Below are 18,595 nucleotides of genomic sequence, written 5' to 3' on the forward strand. Positions count from 1 at the left end.
TCGTCAGCTCACGCGACGCGACCTGTGGCAGCCGGACGGGCCGGTGCCATAGGTAAACGCGAAGGACGCGGAGGCGTGCGTGTGCATGGCGCCAGTATGGACCACCTCCCCGGCCCGCGCGCAAGGCCCGCCGGTCCCCGACGGTAGACTTGGCCTCCTGGTCACGCCGTCGTCGTCCAGTCGTCCCGCAGCACCCCGTACCGCTCGCCGGAAGGCCGCCCGTGTCATCAGCGACCCCAGCCGACCCCCAGACCGTCCTCGTCGTCGACTTCGGCGCGCAGTACGCCCAGCTCATCGCGCGCCGCGTGCGCGAGGCCCGGGTCTACAGCGAGATCGTGCCCTCCACGACACCGGTGGCCGAGATCCTCGCCCGCCGCCCCGCCGCGATCATCCTCTCCGGCGGCCCCTCCTCGGTGTACGAGCCGGGCGCCCCCACCCTGGAGCGGGAGATCTTCGAGGCCGGCGTGCCCGTCTTCGGCATGTGCTACGGCTTCCAGCTGATGGCCACCGCGCTGGGCGGCACCGTGGACAACACCGGCGCCCGCGAGTACGGCCGCACCGAGCTGACCGTCTCCCGGCCCGGCTCCACCCTCTTCGAGGGCACCCCCGCCGAGCAGTCGGTGTGGATGTCCCACGGCGACGCCTGCTCGGCCGCGCCCGAGGGCTTCGTCGTCACCGCCTCGACCGACGTTGTGCCGGTGGCCGCCTTCGAGGACGACGCCCGGCGGCTGTACGGCGTGCAGTACCACCCCGAGGTCATGCACACCGTGCACGGCCAGCAGATCCTGGAGCACTTCCTCTACCGCGGCGCGGGCCTTGAGCCCACCTGGACCACCTCGGGCGTCGTGGAGGAGCAGATCGCGCTCGTGCGCGCCCAGGTCGGCGACCGGCGGGCGATCTGCGGGCTGTCCGGCGGCGTGGACTCCGCGGTCGCCGCCGCCCTCGTGCAGCGCGCCATCGGCGACCGGCTGACCTGCGTCTACGTCGACCACGGCCTGATGCGCAAGGGCGAGACCGAGCAGGTCGAGAAGGACTTCGTGGCCGCCACCGGGGTCAAGCTGAAGGTCGTGGACGCGAGCGAGCGGTTCCTCGCGGCGCTGGAAGGGGTCTCCGACCCCGAGCAGAAGCGCAAGATCATCGGCCGCGAGTTCATCCGGGTCTTCGAGCAGGCGCAGGCCGAGATCATCGCCGAGGCGCCGGGCGACCAGCCGGTGGAGTTCCTGGTCCAGGGCACCCTCTACCCGGACGTGGTGGAGTCCGGCGGCGGCACCGGCACCGCCAACATCAAGTCGCACCACAACGTCGGCGGCCTCCCCGAGGACCTGCAGTTCCAGCTCGTCGAGCCGCTGCGCAAGCTCTTCAAGGACGAGGTCCGGATGGTCGGCCAGGAGCTGGGGCTGCCCGAGGAGATCGTCCAGCGGCAGCCGTTCCCCGGCCCGGGCCTGGGCATCCGGATCGTCGGCGAGGTCACCCGCGAGCGGCTCGACCTGCTGCGCGAGGCCGACGCCATCGCCCGCGAGGAGCTGACCGCGGCCGGCCTGGACCGCGAGATCTGGCAGTGCCCGGTGGTGCTGCTCGCCGACGTCCGCTCGGTCGGCGTCCAGGGCGACGGCCGCACGTACGGCCACCCCGTGGTGCTGCGCCCGGTGTCCTCCGAGGACGCCATGACCGCCGACTGGTCCCGGCTGCCCTACGACGTGCTCGCCCGCATCTCCACCCGGATCACCAACGAGGTCAAGGACGTCAACCGGGTCGTGCTCGACGTCACGAGCAAGCCGCCGGGCACCATCGAGTGGGAGTGACGGGCCCGCGCCCCGGGCCACCGGGCGGGTCCTGAGCCACTGGGGCGCCGCTCTCGTGCCGCGTCGTGCCGTCCTCGCGCCGATCCGGTGCCGTTTTCCTGCCGCCACATCCGTCGCCCGCGCGTTGAGTCACAGCGCGCGGGTGTACGTATGACCCGGTGACGCCGCCCCGCGGAGGACCCTCCGGCCCTCCTGCCCACCCCATCGACGGGGGCGGCGGGAGAGGCAGGAGACCATGCTCGACGTGGCACGGGAGACCGCACGCCGCTACGCGCTGCTGCCGTTGCGGATCTTCCTCGGCGTGACCTTCACCTACGCCGGGATCGACAAGCTGACCAGCAGCACCTTCTTCACCGACTCCGCCAACGGCTCCCTGGTGCAGACGATGCACGGGGTGCGCGACTCGGCGGCCGTGCCGGCACTGGTCGACCTCGCGCTCAAGGCGCCGCACGGCTTCGGCTACGCCATCGCGCTCGGCGAACTCGCCGTGGGCCTCGGTGTGCTCTTCGGACTGCTCGGCCGGCTCGCCGCGCTCGGCGGCGCCCTGATCTCGCTCAGCCTGTGGCTGACCGTCAGCTGGGCGACCACGCCCTACTACTACGGCAACGACCTCGCCTACCTGATGGCGTGGCTGCCGCTGGTGCTCGCCGGCACGCCCTACCTGTCGCTGGACCGGCTGATCAAGCAGCGCCGCACGGGCGGCCCGGCCGGGCAGCTGCCGGCCACCGACGGCCCCGCGGTCGCTCCGCAGCGCGCTACGTCCGCCGACGCCGCCGCAGGCGGCCCCGTACGATCCGCACCGCCTGCGTGACCAGCGCCGTCACCGCCGCCAGGGCCAGGCCCGAGACGACGATCGGCACGGTCTCGCGCGGCCGGGACAGGTCCCACACCCCGGACGCGTCCAGCAGGAAGAAGACGGCCAGCGTGATCAGCACCAGGCCCATCACCAGGGCCGCGGGCTCGAAGCGGTGCCGCCTCACCGGACCACCTCCAGCTGTCCCGCGCCCACGCTGACATCGAGGTCCACGGTGCCGGTGGACGCCACGCCCGCGGCCGGCCCGTAGCCCAGCACCCGGTGCCGCACATTGCGCACCCGGTACCCCCTGTGCTCCGTGCCGGGCAGGACGACCCGGCCGGCGCCCACGCTGTAGACCAGGCGCACGGTCGCGTCGCGGGGCAGCAGCACCTCGGCCTCTCCCGCGCCGACCTTCAGCCGCGTGCGGACGGTGGCACCGTCCAGCCGCAGCGCCCGCAGGTCCAGCCGGCCGGTGCCGGCCCCCCGCTCGTAGGAGCCCCGCACGGCGGCCGCGTCCTGCGGGCGCCACCGGGTCGTGCCCAGGCCCTGGCCGGCGCGGGGCAGCGCGGCCGCCGCGATCAGGCCGGCGAGCACCACCAGCGACCAGAAGACGGTGCCGCCGCGGGTCCGGCCCGCCACCGACGCCACCACGAAGGCACAGCCCAGCACGGCGAGCGCGGCGGCCAGGCCGGTCTCGATGCTCACCCCGGACGGCCGGTGCGGCCAGGAAAGACCGGTGCCGAGGGCGGCTGCCGCCACCGTGAGGACGAACACCACCAGGCCGAACAGCCAGGAGGAGTGCTCCCGGCGCACCTCCCGCCGGCGCTGCCGCCAGGCCTGGCGGTCCTCCGCCTCGTAGGGACCGTCGTCGGGCCCCCACAGGTAGGCCGGCTCCTTCGTCAGCGGCTCGCGCCACCACGACGGGGTGGTGCCGGGCCCGGGCGGGGCCTGCGCCTCCGGCGGCGCCTCGGCGGCGGGGCGGGCACCGGCCGGCGCCGCCTCGCCCCCGGCCTGGGCCCGGCCGCGCTGCTGCGACCAGTACACGGCGGCGGCCGTCGCGAACAGCAGCAGCAGCGAGAACGCCTGGTTGGCGCCGTCGCCCAGCATCGAGGCGTACAGGCCGCAGCCGACCAGCGCCATCAGCACCGCGGTCAGCGGCGCCCCCTCGATCCGGCCCGACAGCAGCCGGTGCGCCTCGCTCTCCTCCTCGCCCTCCTGCGGGACGACCAGCCAGCCCAGCCCGTAGAGGATCAGGCCGATGCCGCCGGTCAGCGAGAGCAGCACCAGCACGATGCGGAAGATCACCGGATCGACGTCGAAGTAGCGGCCGGCGCCGTGGCACACCCCCGCCAGCACCCGGCCGCCGCCCTCGCGGCCGCGGCGCAGCCGCGGGCGGTCCGGCGCCTCGCCGTCCGCCCGCGGCTCCCGCTCGTCGCAGGGCGCGGCCCGGGTGGTGCCGCCGCCTGCGGGGCGGGCGCGGGTGTGCTCGTCCGTCATGAGGACCATGGTGGCCTCCCCGGCGCCCCCGTGGGAGCCCGGGGACCCTGGTACGACCCTGATCCGCGCCCCGGGCGTCCCCTGGGGGTCCGACCCTGATGACCTATACCGCGGCGCTGTGTGACGATCGGGGGTATGCCAGCCAGCAACCCGGCCCAGGGGCCCTCCGGCCCGGTGTCCGGCGCGTCCTTCCTCACCGCGCCCGACCCGGCGGAGTCCGGCGTGCGCAAGCTGTACCGCAGCTCCGAGGGACGGATGGTGGGCGGGGTGGCGCGCGGCCTGGCCGGGCACCTCGGGCTGCCGGTGCTGTGGGTGCGCGCGCTCTTCCTGGTGCTGGCCGCCTTCAACGGCATCGGGGTGCTGCTCTACGCCGTCTTCTGGTTCTTCGTGCCGCTGGGCGTGGGCGGTGTCGCCGAGGCGAAGGAGCCGCGCGACGCCCGCTCCTGGCTGGCCGGCCGGCGCCCGGACAAGGGCCAGATCATCGCGCTGGTCGCGCTCGCCGCCGGCACCGGGCTGCTGGTGGACAACCTCAACCTCGGCGCCGCCAACCGCGCGGTGTGGCCGCTGCTGGTGATCGCGCTCGGGGTCGCCCTGGTGTGGCGGCAGGCGGACAACGCCCGCAAGGCCCGCTGGGTGGAGATGAGCCACGGCAAGCGGTTCTGGCCGCTGGTGCGGGCCGCGGGCGGGGTGGCGCTGGTGGTGGCCGGTGTCACCGGCTTCATCGTGGTGCGCGGGTCGGGCAGCCACCTCGGCGGAGTGCTGCAGGCCGCGCTCGCCGTCCTGGTCGGCGTCGCCCTGATCGCCGGGCCCTACCTGGTGCGCATGGCGCAGGACCTGTCGGACGAGCGGCTGATGCGCATCCGCGCCCAGGAACGGGCGGAGGTGGCCGCCCACGTGCACGACAGCGTGCTGCACACCCTCACCCTGATTCAGCGCAACGCCGAGGACCCGCGCGAGGTCGCCCGGCTCGCCCGGGCCCAGGAACGCGAGCTGCGGGCCTGGCTCTACCGCCCCGAGGGCACCGGCCGCGACGACGAGCCGAGCACGCTCGCCGACGCCGTGCGGGCGGCGGCCGCCGAGGTCGAGGACGCCCACGGGGTGCCGGTGGAGGTGGTGTGCGTGGGCGACTGCCCGCTGGACGAGCGGCTGGCGGCGCAGATGCAGGCCGCGCGCGAGGCCATGGTCAACGCGGCCAAGTACGGTGGCAGCGGCGGGCCGGTCCAGGTCTACGCCGAGGTCGAGGAGGACAAGGTCTTCGTCTCCGTGCGCGACCACGGCCCCGGCTTCGACCTCGACCAGGTTCCCGAGGACCGGATGGGCGTACGACAATCGATCATCGGACGGATGCGGCGCAACGGCGGCGAGGCACGGCTGCGGGCCGCGCCCGGCGGCGGCACGGAGGTCGAACTCGAGATGGAGAGGGTGGCGGCGGCATGAGCGAGCCCATGGGGCCCACGGGGTCCACGGGGGCGGAGCCCGCGCAGGAGGCACGCCGGGTGCGGGTGGTGCTCGTCGACGACCACCGGATGTTCCGCACCGGGGTGCAGGCCGAGATCGGCGCCACCGCCGAGACCGGCGTGGAGGTCGTCGGCGAGGCGGCCGACGTCGACCAGGCGGTCGCCGTCGTCACCGCCACCCGGCCCGAGGTGGTGCTGCTCGACGTCCACCTGCCCGGCGGCGGTGGGGTCGAGGTGCTGCGCCGGTGCGCGGCCCTGTCGGCCGACCCCGACCACCCGGTGCGCTTCCTGGCCCTGTCGGTCTCCGACGCGGCCGAGGACGTCATCGGCGTGATCCGCGGCGGCGCCCGCGGCTACGTCACCAAGACCATCACCGGGCCCGACCTGGTGGACTCCATCTTCCGGGTGCGCGACGGCGACGCGGTCTTCTCGCCCCGGCTGGCCGGCTTCGTGCTGGACGCCTTCGCCTCCACCGACGCGCCGCCCGTGGACGAGGACCTGGATCGCCTCACCCAGCGCGAGCGCGAGGTGCTGCGGCTGATCGCGCGCGGCTACGCGTACAAGGAGATCGCCAAGCAGCTGTTCATCTCCGTCAAGACGGTGGAGTCCCACGTCTCGGCGGTGCTGCGCAAGCTGCAGCTGTCCAACCGGCACGAGCTGACCCGGTGGGCGACGGCCCGCCGGCTGGTGTGACGGCTGCCGACGGTTGCCGTCGCCGACCGCCCGGCAGTTGCTGCTCGTTGCCGCTGATCGCCGCCGGTTGCGAACGGCTGCCGCGTTACGCCTCGTCCTCGTCCGGCCAGAGCAGGGTGTAGTTCGGCACGCGGACCGCGCGCTGCTCCACAGGGGTGTCGATCGACTCCATCGGCACGCCGTCGGGGACCGGGCAGCGGCTCAGGTGGAGCCCGGTCAGGCACGTTCCGCACCAGAAGGAGGCGTAGCCGACGCGGTCGGCGGGCAGCCCGCAGAACACCAGGTGCAGCCCGGCCGCGCCGCAGGACGGGCAGTGCACGTGGGGCGCCGGGTCGGGCAGTTCCTTCCAGCAGCGCTCGTAGGCGCTCATCCAGGCTCCCCAACTCGCTGTCAGGGCTTGCATCTTTGCATCTCCCGTCACCTCGGATTCCCGGGCGGTCGTCGAGACTACGCCTGTCCCGCGGCCCGGTGGGACCGGTGTCCGCAATCGTGACCCGGCAACGGGCACCGGCCGGGTCCGTTCCCTGGACAACCCCGGTGGGTTTTGGCACGGTGAGGCGACCGAGCCGCAGGGGGTAACCAGCAATGGCCGCACATGTCCTCGGCCGGGAGGCCGCCGCCTTCTACACCGCCCAGAGCACCGTCAGCGACCCCGGCGCCCTCGTCGGCTGGTACGCCGACCTGCCGCGCGACCCCGGCAAGCTGGCCCGGGTGGTCCGCGACGTGATGGTCCACCGGGTGGAGGGCGAGCAGTTCGGCATACCGATCCCCGAGGACCGGATGCACAACGACGCCGAGACCCGCTACGTCGACGACATCCTGCGGCTGCTCGTGGCGCGTGACGGCGCGCCCCTGGTCGAACCGCGGGCGTACGCCGACCGGTTCGTCGGGATCTGCCGGGACTTCACGCTGCTGCACGTCTCGCTGCTGCGGCACGTCGGGATACCGGCGCGGATGCGCTCGGGCTTCGCCGACTACTTCGGCGGCGACGGCTTCCACTACGACCACGTCGTCACCGAGTACTGGGACGAGCAGCGCGGCTGGCTGCTCGCCGACGCCCAGATCGCCGACCCCGAGCGCCACCCGCTGCCCTTCGACCCGGCCGACGTGCCGCGCGACAGGTTCCTCACCGCGGGCACGGCGTGGCGGGCGATCCGGGCCGGGGCGGCCGACCCGGACACCTTCGGGCTGCCGCTGCCGGACCAGCCGCTGGTCGGCCCCTGGTTCGTGGCCGGCAACATCCGGCTGGACCTGGCCGCCCTCAACAAGGTCGAGACCCTGCTGTGGGACGTGTGGGGGGTGGGCGCGCAGGGCGAGGGCGAGATGGCCGACGAGGTGCGCGACCTGTACGACCGGGCCGCGCTCGTCACCGGTGACGACGTCCCCTTCGAGCGCGCCCGCGCCCTTTTCGCCGACCACGACGGCTTGCGCACTCCGCCCACCGTCCTGTCGCTCGCCCCCTTCAACGGCCCGGTCCAGGTCACCCTGCGCTGAACGGCCCCTCTGCGCAGGGGAGTTGGGCGCCGCCCGTACCGGCCTTCGGGCTCAGACGGGCCGGGTGGCCCCCGCGAAGGGCATCTCGGAGATCGGCGCGATGCGCACCGCCGCGCCGGGGTGCGGGGCGTGGATCATCCTGCCGTCGCCGATGTAGATGCCGACGTGGCTGATGCCGGAGTAGAAGAACACCAGGTCGCCCGGCCGCAGTTGGGACTCCGGCACCCGGGTGCCCGCGTTGATCTGGGTGTAGGTGGTGCGCGGCAGCGCGACGCCCGCCGCACGCCAGGCCGCCTGGGTCAGGCCCGAGCAGTCGTACGCGTTCGGGCCGGTGGCGCCCCAGACGTAGGGCAGGCCGAGGGCCCGGTAGGCGAAGGCGACGGCCTGGGCGGCCCGGCTCGACGGCGCCGGGAGGGTGCCGATCGGGGCGCGGGAGGTGCCGCGGTCGGCGGCGGGCACGGCGGTGGGGGCGGCCGGCCCGTCGGCGGACTCCACGGCCGCGCGCTGCGGCGGGGTGAGCCGGGCCAGCAGCTTCCGCGCCCGGCGCAACTTGTCCTGGACCGCCTTCTTGCGGTCGGCGAGCTGCGCCTGCGCGGCCTTCAGCGCGGCGAGCTTCGCGCCCGCCTGGGTCCGTGTCTGCTCGATGTCCCGCTTCTGCCCGGCGAGTTGCGCCAGCACCGCGCTCTGCCGCCCGCCCAACTGGTCGAGGGCGCCCACCTGCTGGAGGTAGGAGTCGGGGGAGGAGCTGAGGGCGAGCTGCAGTGCGGGGTCGAGGGTGCCGGAGCGGTACTGCGCGGCGGCGATCGTGCCCAGCTCGTCCCGGGTGGCGTTCATCCCCGCGGTCTTGCGGGCGAGTTCGTCCTGGAGGCGGGCCACGTCCTGCCGGGCGGTCTCGGCTTTCGCCTTGGCGCCGTCGTAGTCCTGGGTCGCCGCGTCGGCCTGCCGGTAGAGCGCCTCCACCTGGGCCTCCACGGCGGCCCGGCCCGGCTCCGGCTCGGCCTGGGCGCCTTCGCCCAGCAGGCTCACCGAAGCGGCGGAGGCGAGGGCGAGCGAGAGGGCCGCGCGGACGGGGGTGCGGGGGAGGCGGGGGGCGCGGTGGGCGCCGGGGGAGCGGGCGGGCCGCGGGGCGGGAGCCGCCGCCAGCGGCGTGACCTGCTCGGGGGACTGCGGCTCGGGGTGGGGCCGGTGCCGGTCCCGGTGGTGGGGGGGTTGCGGGTCACTCGGGGCCGCGGGTAAGGCGGCGCGGCGACTGTGCGAGGCCATGCGGCCGTCACTCCTCAAGCGTTCGGTGTGCCGGGCGAAGGCCCGGCGGCGCCTGCACGGGGGAACACGGCGCCGCCGGACATCGGTGGGGGTGGCCGCGCCCCCGGGTCGCGGAGGCGGTGGGGCGGCCACCTGCGAGCGACGCTAGACCCGCGCGGGGGCTCCGCCCGGGCAGGTGACCGGGACTGGTCCCAATTCCGCGGGCCGCGACCGTTTCCGACCGCCGGGCGAGGCCGCGCGCCCGATTCCCTCCGCACCGCGACCGTACGGCCCGACCGCGCACCGCGACCGGGCGCCTGGCGCGGCGCCCACGCACGTCGCCCGCCGGAGTCGTTGCTCCCCGGCGGGCGACGCGGGCGTGCCGTACGGGGCAGCCGCGGTGGATCAGGTGGTGCGGTCAGGAGTGAGTGGCGGCTCAGGCGATGCGGCGGGCCGCGGCGAAGGGCATCCAGCTCATCGGGGCGATCTCGACCGTGGCACCGGTGTGCGGGGCGTGCACGACCTGGCCGTTGCCGAGGTAGATGCCGACGTGGCTGATGCCGGAGTAGAAGAACACCAGGTCGCCAGGGCGCAGATCGGACTCCGAGACCGCCGTGCCGTCCTTGACCTGGTCCCAGGTGGTGCGGCCGATGGTGATGCCGGCGGCCTTGTACGCGGCCTGGGTCAGCCCCGAGCAGTCGTAGGAGTTCGGGCCGGTGCCGCCGGAGACGTACGGCTTGCCGCGCTGGGCCAGCGCGAATTGGATGGCGGCGGCCGCGCGGCCGGAGGCGGGGCCGTTGTAGGTGTAACTGGTCTTCGCCGAGGTGGAGGTCGGCTTGGGCTGCATGGCGGCGAGCTTGGCGCGCTGGGCGGCGTTGAGGCTGTTGAGCAGCTTCTGGGCGGCGGCCAGCTTCGTCTGCACGTTCTTCTTCTGCGTGGCGAGCCTGCCCTGCGCGGTGGTCAGCTGCCGCAGGCTCGCGGTGGCCTTGGCGCGCTGGATCGACGCCTGCTCCTGCTGGGCCTTGAAGTTCTGCAGCGCCTGCTCCTGGGTGCCGGAGAGGCGGTCGAGCAGGTGGGCCTGGGAGAGGAACTCCGCCGGGTCGTCGGAGAGCAGCAGCTGCGTGGTCTCGTCCAGGCCGCCGTTGCGGTACTGCTCGTCGGCGAACTGGCCGAGGATGCGCCGCGACTCGTTCATCTTCTCGGTCTTGTCGGCGACCTGGGCGAGCAGCTGGTTGGTGGTGGCGCGCTGCGCCGCGGTCTTCTCCTTGGCCTGGTCGTACTGCTGGGTGGCCACCTCGGCCTGCTGGTTGAGCGTGTCGACCTGCTTCTTGACCTCGCTGATGGAGGGCTTGGCAGGAGCCGGGGCCGCGTGGGCGGTCTCGCTCATCAAGGTGACCGATGCCAGGGCCGTGGCGGTCAGGCCGACGGCGGCGCGCGGCCCGGCCGAGGCGAGTATCCGGGTACGCGGCTTGCGGTGCGACGCCAAGGAGGCGACTCCTTCCGTGGACCGCCGACCGGGTTAGCTGACGGGTTCGGGCGGAAAGGTCGCCCTACGGGTCGGACGCCTGCGCGTCCTGCCCCGATTCACCCCGATGTGCCTGTGGGTCCCCGGCTCCGGCCGAGGCCGGATTGAGCGGAGGTGGCTCGCTGCCGGGCCGTGTGCCGGCGGGGGGCGCGCCACCTAGCGGGTCACCGTAGTCAACTTCGGCGGGTCTTGGGAAGTTTGGATTGCAATGTGACCGAAATCGCTTTGTGACCTTACGTTTTGTGCGGCAGCTTTGCGGCGGAACCGGGCGGCCCGGTCACCGCGCATCAATACGGGCGTACCGCCGCGTAGAAGGGCATCTCGGTGATCGGGGCGATCTTGACCACCGTGCCGGTGTGCGGGGCGTGGATCATCTCGCCGTTGCCGATGTAGAGGCCGACGTGGCTGACATCGCTGTAGAAGAAGATCAGGTCGCCCGGCTGCAGGTCGTCCTCCGAGACCCGGGTGCCGACGTCCACCTGGTCGTAGGTGGTGCGCGGCAGGTCGATGCCCGCGGCCTTGTACGCCGCCTGGGTCAGCCCCGAGCAGTCGTAGGAGTCCGGGCCGGTCGCGCCCCACACGTAGGGCTTGCCCAACTGGTCGCGGGCGAAGGCGATGGCCTGCTGGGCGACCGAGGAGTTCACCGGGGCGTTCGTCGTGGTCGTGGAGGTGCCCGCGGCCTTCGCGGCGGCGGCCGCCTTGGCCGCGGCCTCCTGCTTGGCCTTCTCCTCGGCGGCGAGCTTGGCCGCCTTCGCCTGCGCCTCGGCCTCCTGCTTGGCGGCCAGCTCCGCAAGGCGCTTCTTCTGCTCGGCGTTGAGGCTGTTGAGCAGCTTCTGGGCGGCGGCCAGCTTGTCCTGCACGTCCGCCTTGGCGGTCTTCAGCTGGGCCTGCTGCGAGGTCAGGGTGGCCAGGCTCTTGGCCGCCTCGATCCGCTGCTGGGTGGCCGCGGCCTGCTGCACGCGGTAGCTCTCCACCGCGCTGCGCTGCCGCTCGCTGAGCACCTGCGTGAGGTGGGCGGCGTCGGCGAGGTCCTCGGGGTTGGGCGAGAGCAGGTAGCGGGTGGTGGTCAGGTCGCCACCGTCGCGGTACTGCGCGGCCGCGTACTCGCCGAGCACCCGCCGGGAGTTGTTGAGCGCTTCCGTCTTCTGGGCGGCCTGGGCGAGCAGCCGGTTGACCTTCGCGCTCTGCTGGTCGGCCTGCTCCTTGGCGCCGTTGTACTTCTGGGTGGCGGCCTCGGCCTGGTGCGTCAGGGCGTCGACCCGGGCCTTCACCTCGGCGATCGAGGGCTGCGCGGGTTTGGCGGGCGCGGGGGTCGCGCTCGCGCTCTCGCTCAGCAGGGTGACAGTGGCCAGGGCGGCGGTGGTGATGCCCACCGCCGTGCGCGGCCCAGGGGTGCTGAGTAGCGCGGTACGAGCCTTACGGTGCGTCGCCATGGCGGACGTACTCCTCTCGGACGCTGCCGACTGCGGCTGGTGCGGAACCGTAGTGGCCGCTCCGCGCGGCTGGGAAGGGCCATGTCCGACAGCTCCCGATACCTGTTCGTTATCTTTTGCCGATCCGAGGGGTACCCGCGGTAAGCGTCACTCGCTGTGGTATCGGCGCTACCCGGGAAGCCGGAAGGGGCGACTTCCGCGGACGGGGCGGGAGTGTCGGCCCGGGCGCCTAAAGTGGGAGGCGATGAGCAGCCTCTTTGACGACAGCTTCCTGGCCGGTCTGGACGCGGCCCACGGCCCGGCCGACTCCGAGCAGCCCCCGCCCCCGGAGGAGGACGCCGCGGGCGGCGGACCCGGCGAGGAGGTCCCGCACGACCTGTTCCAGGGCCGCTACGACGGCCCGCCGGAGCACGACGCGCACTACCGCAACGGTGCCGCGCGTCCCGTCGCCGACCCCGCCCAGCTGCTCGAGGGGCTCAACGAGCAGCAGCGCGCGGCCGTCGAGCACCACGGCGGCCCGCTGCTCATCGTCGCCGGCGCCGGCTCCGGCAAGACCCGCGTGCTCACCCACCGCATCGCCTACCTGCTCGGCGCCCGCCACGTCCACCCCGGCGCCATCCTCGCCATCACCTTCACCAACAAGGCCGCCGGCGAGATGAAGGAGCGGGTCGAGGAGCTGGTCGGCCCGCGGGCTAACGCGATGTGGGTGTCCACCTTCCACAGCGCCTGCGTGCGCATCCTGCGCCGCGAGTCCAAGGCGCTCGGCTTCACCTCGTCCTTCTCGATCTACGACGCCACCGACTCGCGCCGGCTGATGGCCCTGGTCTGCCGCGACCTCGACCTGGACCCCAAGCAGTTCCCGCCGAAGTCCTTCAGCGCCCAGGTCTCCAACCTCAAGAACGAGCTGGTCGACGAGGAGACCTTCGCCGACAAGGCCCAGAACCCGTTCGAGAAGAAGCTCGCCGAGGCGTACGCGATGTACCAGGCGCGGCTGCGCGAGGCCAACGCACTGGACTTCGACGACATCATCATGACCACCGTCAACCTGCTCCAGGCGTTCCCCGACATCGCCGAGCACTACCGGCGGCGGTTCCGGCACGTCCTGGTGGACGAGTACCAGGACACCAACCACGCCCAGTACACGCTGGTGCGCGAGCTGGTCGGCGCAGGGGACGAGGCCGCCGAGCTGTGCGTCGTCGGCGACGCCGACCAGTCGATCTACGCCTTCCGCGGCGCCACGATCCGCAACATCCTCCAGTTCGAGGAGGACTACCCGCAGGCCCGCACCATCCTGCTGGAGCAGAACTACCGCTCCACCCAGACCATCCTCAACGCGGCCAACGCCGTGATCGAGCGCAACGCCAACCGCCGCGCCAAGAACCTGTGGACGCAGGCCGGCCAGGGCCCGGTGATCACCGGCTACGTCGCCGACCAGGAGCATGAGGAGGCGCAGTACGTCGCCGACGAGATCGACCGGCTCACCGACGCCGGCGACGCCCGCCCCGGCGACGTCGCGGTCTTCTACCGCACCAACGCGCAGTCCCGTGTCTTCGAGGAGGTCTTCATCCGGGTCGGCCTGCCGTACAAGGTCGTCGGCGGTGTCCGCTTCTACGAGCGGCGCGAGGTCCGCGACGTGCTCGCCTACCTGCGGGTGCTCGCCAACCCCGAGGACTCGGTGCCGCTGCGCCGCATCCTCAACGTGCCCAAGCGCGGCATCGGCGAGCGCGCCGAGGCGATGGTCGACGCCCTGGCCGCCCGCGAGCGGATCTCCTTCCCGCAGGCGCTGCGCCGGGTGGACGAGGCGTACGGCATGGCCGCCCGCTCGGCGAACGCCGTCAAGCGGTTCAACACGCTGATGGACGAGCTGCGCACCGTGGTGGAGTCCGGCGCGGGGCCCGCCGTCGTCCTGGAAGCCGTCCTCGAACGCACCGGCTACCTCGCGGAACTGCAGTCCTCCACCGACCCGCAGGACGAGACCCGCGTGGAGAACCTCCAGGAACTCGCCGCCGTCGCCCTGGAGTTCGAGCAGGAGCAGACCGACGAGGAGCCGGGCACGCTCGCCGACTTCCTGGAGCGGGTCGCCCTGGTCGCCGACTCCGACCAGATCCCGGACGACGACGAGGACACCGGCGGCGTGATCACCCTGATGACGCTGCACACCGCCAAGGGCCTGGAGTTCCCCGTCGTCTTCCTGACCGGCATGGAGGACGGCGTCTTCCCGCACATGCGCGCGCTCGGCCAGGTCAAGGAACTGGAGGAGGAGCGCCGGCTCGCCTACGTCGGCATCACCCGGGCCCGCGAACGGCTCTACCTCACCCGCTCGGTGATGCGCAGCGCCTGGGGCCAGCCCTCCTACAACCCGCCCTCGCGGTTCCTGGAGGAGATTCCCGACTCGCTCATAAAGTGGAAGCGCACGGGCGGTTCGGCCGGCGGCGACGGCGTCTCCAAGGCGGCGGCGTCCCTGTCCTCCACGCTCGCCGCACGCGGCCGCACGGGCACCGGCGGCTTCGCCACGCGCCGCTCCTCGGGCGACCGCCCGGTCATCTCCCTCGCCGTGGGCGACCGCGTCACGCACGACCAGTTCGGCCTCGGCACGGTCATCGCGGTCACCGGCCGCCCGGGCGACGAGAAGGCCACGATCGACTTCGGCGACGAGCGCCCGAAGCAGCTCCTCCTCCGCTACGCCCCAGTGGAAAAGCTCTGAAGCACAACGGGGCCGATCAATAAGCCCAAGGGCTCCCGGTGGGGGCGCCCCCAGGCAGTGACTCCGGCGCCCGGAGGCGGAGGGGCGTCGTAATAAAAGAAAAAATCAGCGGGGGTCGAGGCCGTGGGAGAGGAGCCACGGGAGCGGGTCGATGGGGGCGCCGCCGTGGGGGCGGACCTCCAAGTGGAGGTGGGGGCCCGTGGTGTTGCCGGTGTTGCCCGAGTAGGCGATCACCGTGCCCGCCTTCACCTTGCCCGAGCGGATCTTCGTACTGCTCAGGTGGCAGTACCACGTCTCCGTGCCGTCCGGCGCCGTGACGATCGCCATGTTGCCGTAGGAGCTGTTCCACTGCGTGCGCACGGTGCCGTCGGTCACCGCCATCACCGGCGTGCCGACCTGCACGGGGAAGTCGATCCCGGTGTGCAGCGCCATCCAGTGCTCGCCGGACTGCCCGAAGTACGCGCTGAGCCCCTTCTGCTTCACCGGCAGCACGAACTTCGGCCGCAGCGCCTCCTTGCGGGCGGCGGCCGCGGCGGCGGCCCGCTTGGCCGCCTCCTGGCGGTCCTTGAGGTCCACCCGCTCCTGCGAGCGGTTGGCCCGGGTGGCGAAGTCGTCCGCGTCGCGGCTCACCCCGGACAGCTGGCGGTCCAACTGCGTGGTGGGCGCGTTGCCCTGGGCGCCGTCCGCCGTGGTCTTCGAGGTGTCCTGCGCGGAGCCGACCCCGCCGATGGCGGCGGCGCTCACGGCCGCCACACCCAGCACGGCGACCGAGGGCACGGCGACCGTCAGCAGCGCCGAGCGCTTGCGGGGCGCTCGGCGGCCGCGGACGCCTGCCGGCTCGCCGTCGGGGGCGTAGTCGTGCCGCACCTGCTCCTCGCCGGACCGCGCGGCGAACACGTCCACGTCGTCGAGGAGTTCGTCCGCATCGAGGGCGTCGGGGGCGGCGACGGGGCTGTGGTGGGCGGTGGTGTCCACGCCGGGGGCGGCGAAGGCGGCCGTCTCGAAGGTGCCGGTCTCGAAGGCGGCCGCGTCGAAGGCTGCCGTGTCGAACGCGGGGTTGCCGCCGGTCTCGGCATTTGTCCGGCCGAGCGCGTCGGGAGCGAAGGCGGTCGTGTCGTACCCGCCGGTGGCGAAAGCACCCGTGTCGAACGCGCTGGTGTCGAACGAACCCGTCTCGAACGTGCTCGCCTCGAACGTGCCCGTCTGGAACGCCATCGTGTCGTACGCCGGCGCGCCCGCGCCGTAGCCGGTGGCGTACTCGGCGACCCGCTCGTAGAGCCCGGTGTCGCCCGAGGCGTCGTAGCCGTACCCGTAGCCGTAGGCGGGGTAGGCGCCCGAGTCCCAGTCCTGCTGGGGCGCGGCCGCCTGCTGCTCCGGCTGCCACAGGGCGGTGGTGTCGTAGCTGCCCGTGTCGTAGTACGCGGCCGCGCCGGGCGCGGCGTACGGGTCGACTGGGTCGGCCATGTCGGTTCGGCCGGTCGTGTCGGTGCCGGCGTCGTAACCGCCGTAGCCGGCGGTGGGGTAGGAGCCTGTGGCGCCCGGGTCGTAGCCGCCGTAGCCGTAGGCGTACGGGTCGTAGGGCATCGCCTGCTGCGGGATGTGGCCGTACGTGCCGGTGGCGGCGGTCTCCTCCGCGTAGGTGGTGCCGATGGCCTGGTAGGAGCCCGGGGAATAGGCGCCGTACGCGTGGGCGTCGTAGTCGGGGGTGAATCCCGACGGGTGACCTTCGTTCACCGCCAACTTCTCTTTCGCCTCGGCAGCAGGAGAATTAGCGGCGACTGTAGCCCTCCGTACCGGGCCGGGACAATCTCCTGCCGGGGCTGCCCGCCCGCCTTGCCCGGTGTTCGGTCGATATTCGACCGTTACGTGTCCGTTATGCGGCGTCGATGGCGTCCCGCAGCGGGCCGGGTCCGGACAGTGCCCGCCTGATCTCCGCGGCCACCGAGCCGTGCACGGGCATGGCGAGGTGGCCGATGCCGGAGACCTTCACATTGCGGGCCTGGAGGTCCGGGTGTTCGAGGCGCGCCGACTCCACCGGGATCATCAGCTGGTCCAGGTCGCTCCAGAAGGCGACGAAGCGGGTGCGGCAGCCCGGTGCCGGGCGGGCCAGCTCCTCCAGCACCGCCGAACCGGGCCGCATCTGCCGGGCCAGCGGGTGCGGGGCGAGGGCGGGCACGGCCCGGGTGCCCGCGTGCGGTGTACCCAGCGTGACCAGCGTGCGGACCCGCGCGTCCCCGCCCAGGCACTGCACGTAGTAGCGCGCGACCAAGCCGCCCAGGCTGTGGCCCACGATGTCCACCTGCGCGTGGCCCGACTCCTCGCACACCCGCTCGATGTGCGGCCCGAGCATGGCCGCGGCGGTGCGGATGTCGCCGGTGAGCGGGGAGTAGTTGAGCGCCTGCACGCGGGTCCAGCCGTTGTGCAGCAGGGAGCGCCGCAGCAGGGCGAAGGCGGAGCGGTTGTCCACGAAGCCGTGCAGCATCAGCACCGGCGGGTGGGCGCGGCCCTCGGTGGGCAGCAGCGCGGGCGCCTGCCCGGCGGGGTCCGGCTCGGCTCCGGGCTCGGCCGACCTGCTCGGGCGCGGCGGCGCGGGGGCGCGCTCGGGGAGCATCCCGGTGGGGTAGAGCAACATGTGCCCGGCGAGGACGGCCAGGTCGATCGCGGTGGCCCGGGCGATGTCCGCGCTGTGCCCGCCCCAGTGCGGCAGGGCGGAGAGCACCGGGATACGGCTCCACGGGCTGCCGTCGACCGCGCGGTCCGGCTCGGGCTTCGGCTCGGCGGCCCTCCCGGTCCCGTCGCGCCCGGCGCCCTTCCCGGTCCCGTCACGCCCGCCGGCGTTGTCGGCCCTCTCGGCCTTGTCGGCGCTCTTGCCCATTGCGCCCACCTCCCGTCGTGGCGCCCGGGGATCGGCGTCGATCCCCGGACACCCCCAGCGGGAGCCGGAGCGGAGGCCGCACCGCCTGGTCCTGCGGCTGCGAACGAGGTGGTGCGGCTTCCTTGCAGCGGCTCTCACGGAACGTGCCGGGCGTCCCCGCCGCTCCCGGCGTGTCCCTCGCCGGGGGCCGCGGGCGACCCGGACCGTTGGTGCATGTGTCCCAAGGTGTGACTTCCCCCTCCTCCCGGTTCGTAAAACTGTCGGGCGCGGCGGGTGAGCGATAACGTTCGTTCACACGGTGGGGTGCCCGTCCCCTGCGCGCCACGCCGTCCGGTGCGGTCGGGCACCGCCCTCAACCCCCGGCCACCGCTTCGCGGCACGCGAGCCGTACCCATGGAGGCAGTGATGGGAGTGTCCGGACCGATCCGCGTGGTGGTCGCCAAGCCGGGGCTCGACGGCCATGACCGCGGCGCCAAGGTGATCGCGCGGGCGCTGCGGGACGCCGGCATGGAGGTCATCTACACCGGGCTGCACCAGACGCCCGAGCAGGTGGTGGACACCGCGATCCAGGAGGACGCCGACGCGATCGGCCTGTCCATCCTGTCCGGCGCCCACATGACGCTCTTCGCCAAGGTCGTCGAGCTGCTGCGCGAGCGCGACGCGGAGGACATCAAGGTCTTCGGCGGCGGCATCATCCCCGAGGCCGACATCCCGCCCCTCAAGGATCTCGGCGTGGCCGCGATCTTCACCCCCGGCACCCCCACGGGCGATGTCGTCGAATGGGTCAACGCAAACGTCGGCCAGCCCGCCGAGGCGTAGCGCTCCGCGGACAGCGGGGAGGGTGCCCTTGGTGGGGCGGTGCCCAGGCAGCTCTTGAGCTGGGGCTGCCGTTCGTAGGGCGGTGCCCAGCACCTCCCGCGGGGGGCCGTTCGCACGGCGGTACGCAGGCAGCTCCCGCGCTGGGGCCAGGACGTGCCCTTCGTACGGCGGGCGGCGCCCAGCGGCTCCCGTGTCGGCTGACGTGACCGGGCGGCCCCACTGGCCGTGTCAGCAGGGGAGCCGCCCGGCGGCGGCGAG

General features: G+C 73.4%; 14 protein-coding genes, 1 pseudogene and 1 riboswitch. Of the genes and pseudogenes, 7 read left to right on the forward strand and 8 right to left on the reverse strand.

Annotated elements, in window-relative coordinates:
* Positions 1-221: 221 nt before the first annotated feature.
* Both guaA and BLR33_RS21375 read left to right on the forward strand, forming a co-directional pair.
* Positions 222-1,802 (forward strand): glutamine-hydrolyzing GMP synthase, encoded by a 1,581-nt coding sequence (gene guaA, locus BLR33_RS21370; protein WP_093786154.1) that lies wholly within the window; start codon positions 222-224, stop codon positions 1,800-1,802.
* 235 nt (positions 1,803-2,037) lie between these two features.
* A pseudogene (locus BLR33_RS21375) lies at positions 2,038-2,511 on the forward strand (DoxX family membrane protein); the annotation flags it as partial.
* Positions 2,512-2,557: 46 nt separating this feature from the next.
* Here the strand turns inward: BLR33_RS21375 and BLR33_RS21380 are convergent.
* The gene (locus tag BLR33_RS21380; protein ID WP_093786156.1) at positions 2,558-2,782 is read right to left on the reverse strand and encodes a hypothetical protein; all 225 of its coding nucleotides are present in this window, start codon (positions 2,780-2,782) and stop codon (positions 2,558-2,560) included.
* Positions 2,779-4,095, reverse strand: a complete 1,317-nt coding sequence (locus BLR33_RS21385) for a PspC domain-containing protein (RefSeq protein ID WP_176930366.1) — start codon at positions 4,093-4,095, stop codon at positions 2,779-2,781. Before BLR33_RS21385 ends, BLR33_RS21380 begins: the two co-directional genes overlap by 4 nt.
* Positions 4,096-4,230: 135 nt before the next feature.
* On the opposite strand from BLR33_RS21385, the gene BLR33_RS21390 reads away from it, so the two are divergent.
* Both BLR33_RS21390 and BLR33_RS21395 read left to right on the forward strand, forming a co-directional pair.
* Positions 4,231-5,532: an ATP-binding protein gene (locus BLR33_RS21390; protein WP_093786158.1), complete on the forward strand. Its 1,302-nt coding sequence runs from the start codon at positions 4,231-4,233 to the stop codon at positions 5,530-5,532.
* Positions 5,529-6,245, forward strand: coding sequence for a LuxR C-terminal-related transcriptional regulator (locus BLR33_RS21395; RefSeq protein ID WP_093786159.1), 717 nt, complete (start codon positions 5,529-5,531; stop codon positions 6,243-6,245). The genes BLR33_RS21390 and BLR33_RS21395 overlap by 4 nt, the downstream gene beginning before the upstream one ends.
* A gap of 85 nt (positions 6,246-6,330) precedes the next feature.
* Here BLR33_RS21395 and BLR33_RS21400 read toward each other — a convergent pair whose 3' ends face one another.
* The gene (locus tag BLR33_RS21400; protein WP_093786160.1) at positions 6,331-6,615 is read right to left on the reverse strand and encodes a hypothetical protein; all 285 of its coding nucleotides are present in this window, start codon (positions 6,613-6,615) and stop codon (positions 6,331-6,333) included.
* A 215-nt stretch (positions 6,616-6,830) separates the two neighbouring features.
* Between BLR33_RS21400 and BLR33_RS21405 the strand changes: the two genes are divergently transcribed.
* Complete coding sequence (locus BLR33_RS21405) at positions 6,831-7,739, forward strand: transglutaminase-like domain-containing protein (RefSeq protein WP_093786161.1); 909 nt, start codon at positions 6,831-6,833, stop codon at positions 7,737-7,739.
* A 51-nt stretch (positions 7,740-7,790) separates the two neighbouring features.
* Here BLR33_RS21405 and BLR33_RS21410 read toward each other — a convergent pair whose 3' ends face one another.
* The 3 genes from BLR33_RS21410 to BLR33_RS21420 form a co-directional block, all read right to left on the reverse strand.
* A complete protein-coding gene (locus BLR33_RS21410; protein WP_093786162.1) occupies positions 7,791-9,002 on the reverse strand; it encodes a C40 family peptidase in 1,212 nt (403 codons plus the stop codon).
* Positions 9,003-9,417: 415 nt separating this feature from the next.
* Entirely contained in the window at positions 9,418-10,467 is a 1,050-nt protein-coding gene (locus tag BLR33_RS21415; protein WP_093786163.1) for a C40 family peptidase, read from the reverse strand.
* Positions 10,468-10,474: 7 nt separating this feature from the next.
* Positions 10,475-10,627: riboswitch (cyclic di-AMP (ydaO/yuaA leader) on the reverse strand.
* Positions 10,628-10,793: 166 nt separating this feature from the next.
* Positions 10,794-11,939, reverse strand: coding sequence for a C40 family peptidase (locus tag BLR33_RS21420; RefSeq protein WP_093786164.1), 1,146 nt, complete (start codon positions 11,937-11,939; stop codon positions 10,794-10,796).
* 244 nt (positions 11,940-12,183) lie between these two features.
* On the opposite strand from BLR33_RS21420, the gene pcrA reads away from it, so the two are divergent.
* On the forward strand, positions 12,184-14,643 hold the full coding sequence (gene pcrA, locus BLR33_RS21425) for a DNA helicase PcrA (RefSeq protein WP_093786165.1): 2,460 nt from the start codon (positions 12,184-12,186) through the stop codon (positions 14,641-14,643).
* Between the two features lie 105 nt (positions 14,644-14,748).
* On the opposite strand, the gene BLR33_RS21430 is transcribed toward pcrA, so the two are convergent.
* Both BLR33_RS21430 and BLR33_RS21435 read right to left on the reverse strand, forming a co-directional pair.
* Positions 14,749-16,377 carry a M23 family metallopeptidase gene (locus BLR33_RS21430; protein ID WP_245771552.1) on the reverse strand — a complete coding sequence of 543 codons (1,629 nt, stop codon included), beginning with the start codon at positions 16,375-16,377 and terminating at the stop codon, positions 14,749-14,751.
* Between the two features lie 139 nt (positions 16,378-16,516).
* Positions 16,517-17,275, reverse strand: a complete 759-nt coding sequence (locus BLR33_RS21435) for an esterase/lipase family protein (protein WP_245771572.1) — start codon at positions 17,273-17,275, stop codon at positions 16,517-16,519.
* Between the two features lie 648 nt (positions 17,276-17,923).
* Between BLR33_RS21435 and BLR33_RS21440 the strand changes: the two genes are divergently transcribed.
* Positions 17,924-18,337, forward strand: coding sequence for a cobalamin B12-binding domain-containing protein (locus BLR33_RS21440; protein WP_093786167.1), 414 nt, complete (start codon positions 17,924-17,926; stop codon positions 18,335-18,337).
* The last annotated feature ends 258 nt before the right edge of the window (positions 18,338-18,595 follow it).

It is taken from the genome of Actinacidiphila guanduensis, from assembly GCF_900103985.1.
Classification (GTDB): domain Bacteria; phylum Actinomycetota; class Actinomycetes; order Streptomycetales; family Streptomycetaceae; genus Actinacidiphila; species Actinacidiphila guanduensis.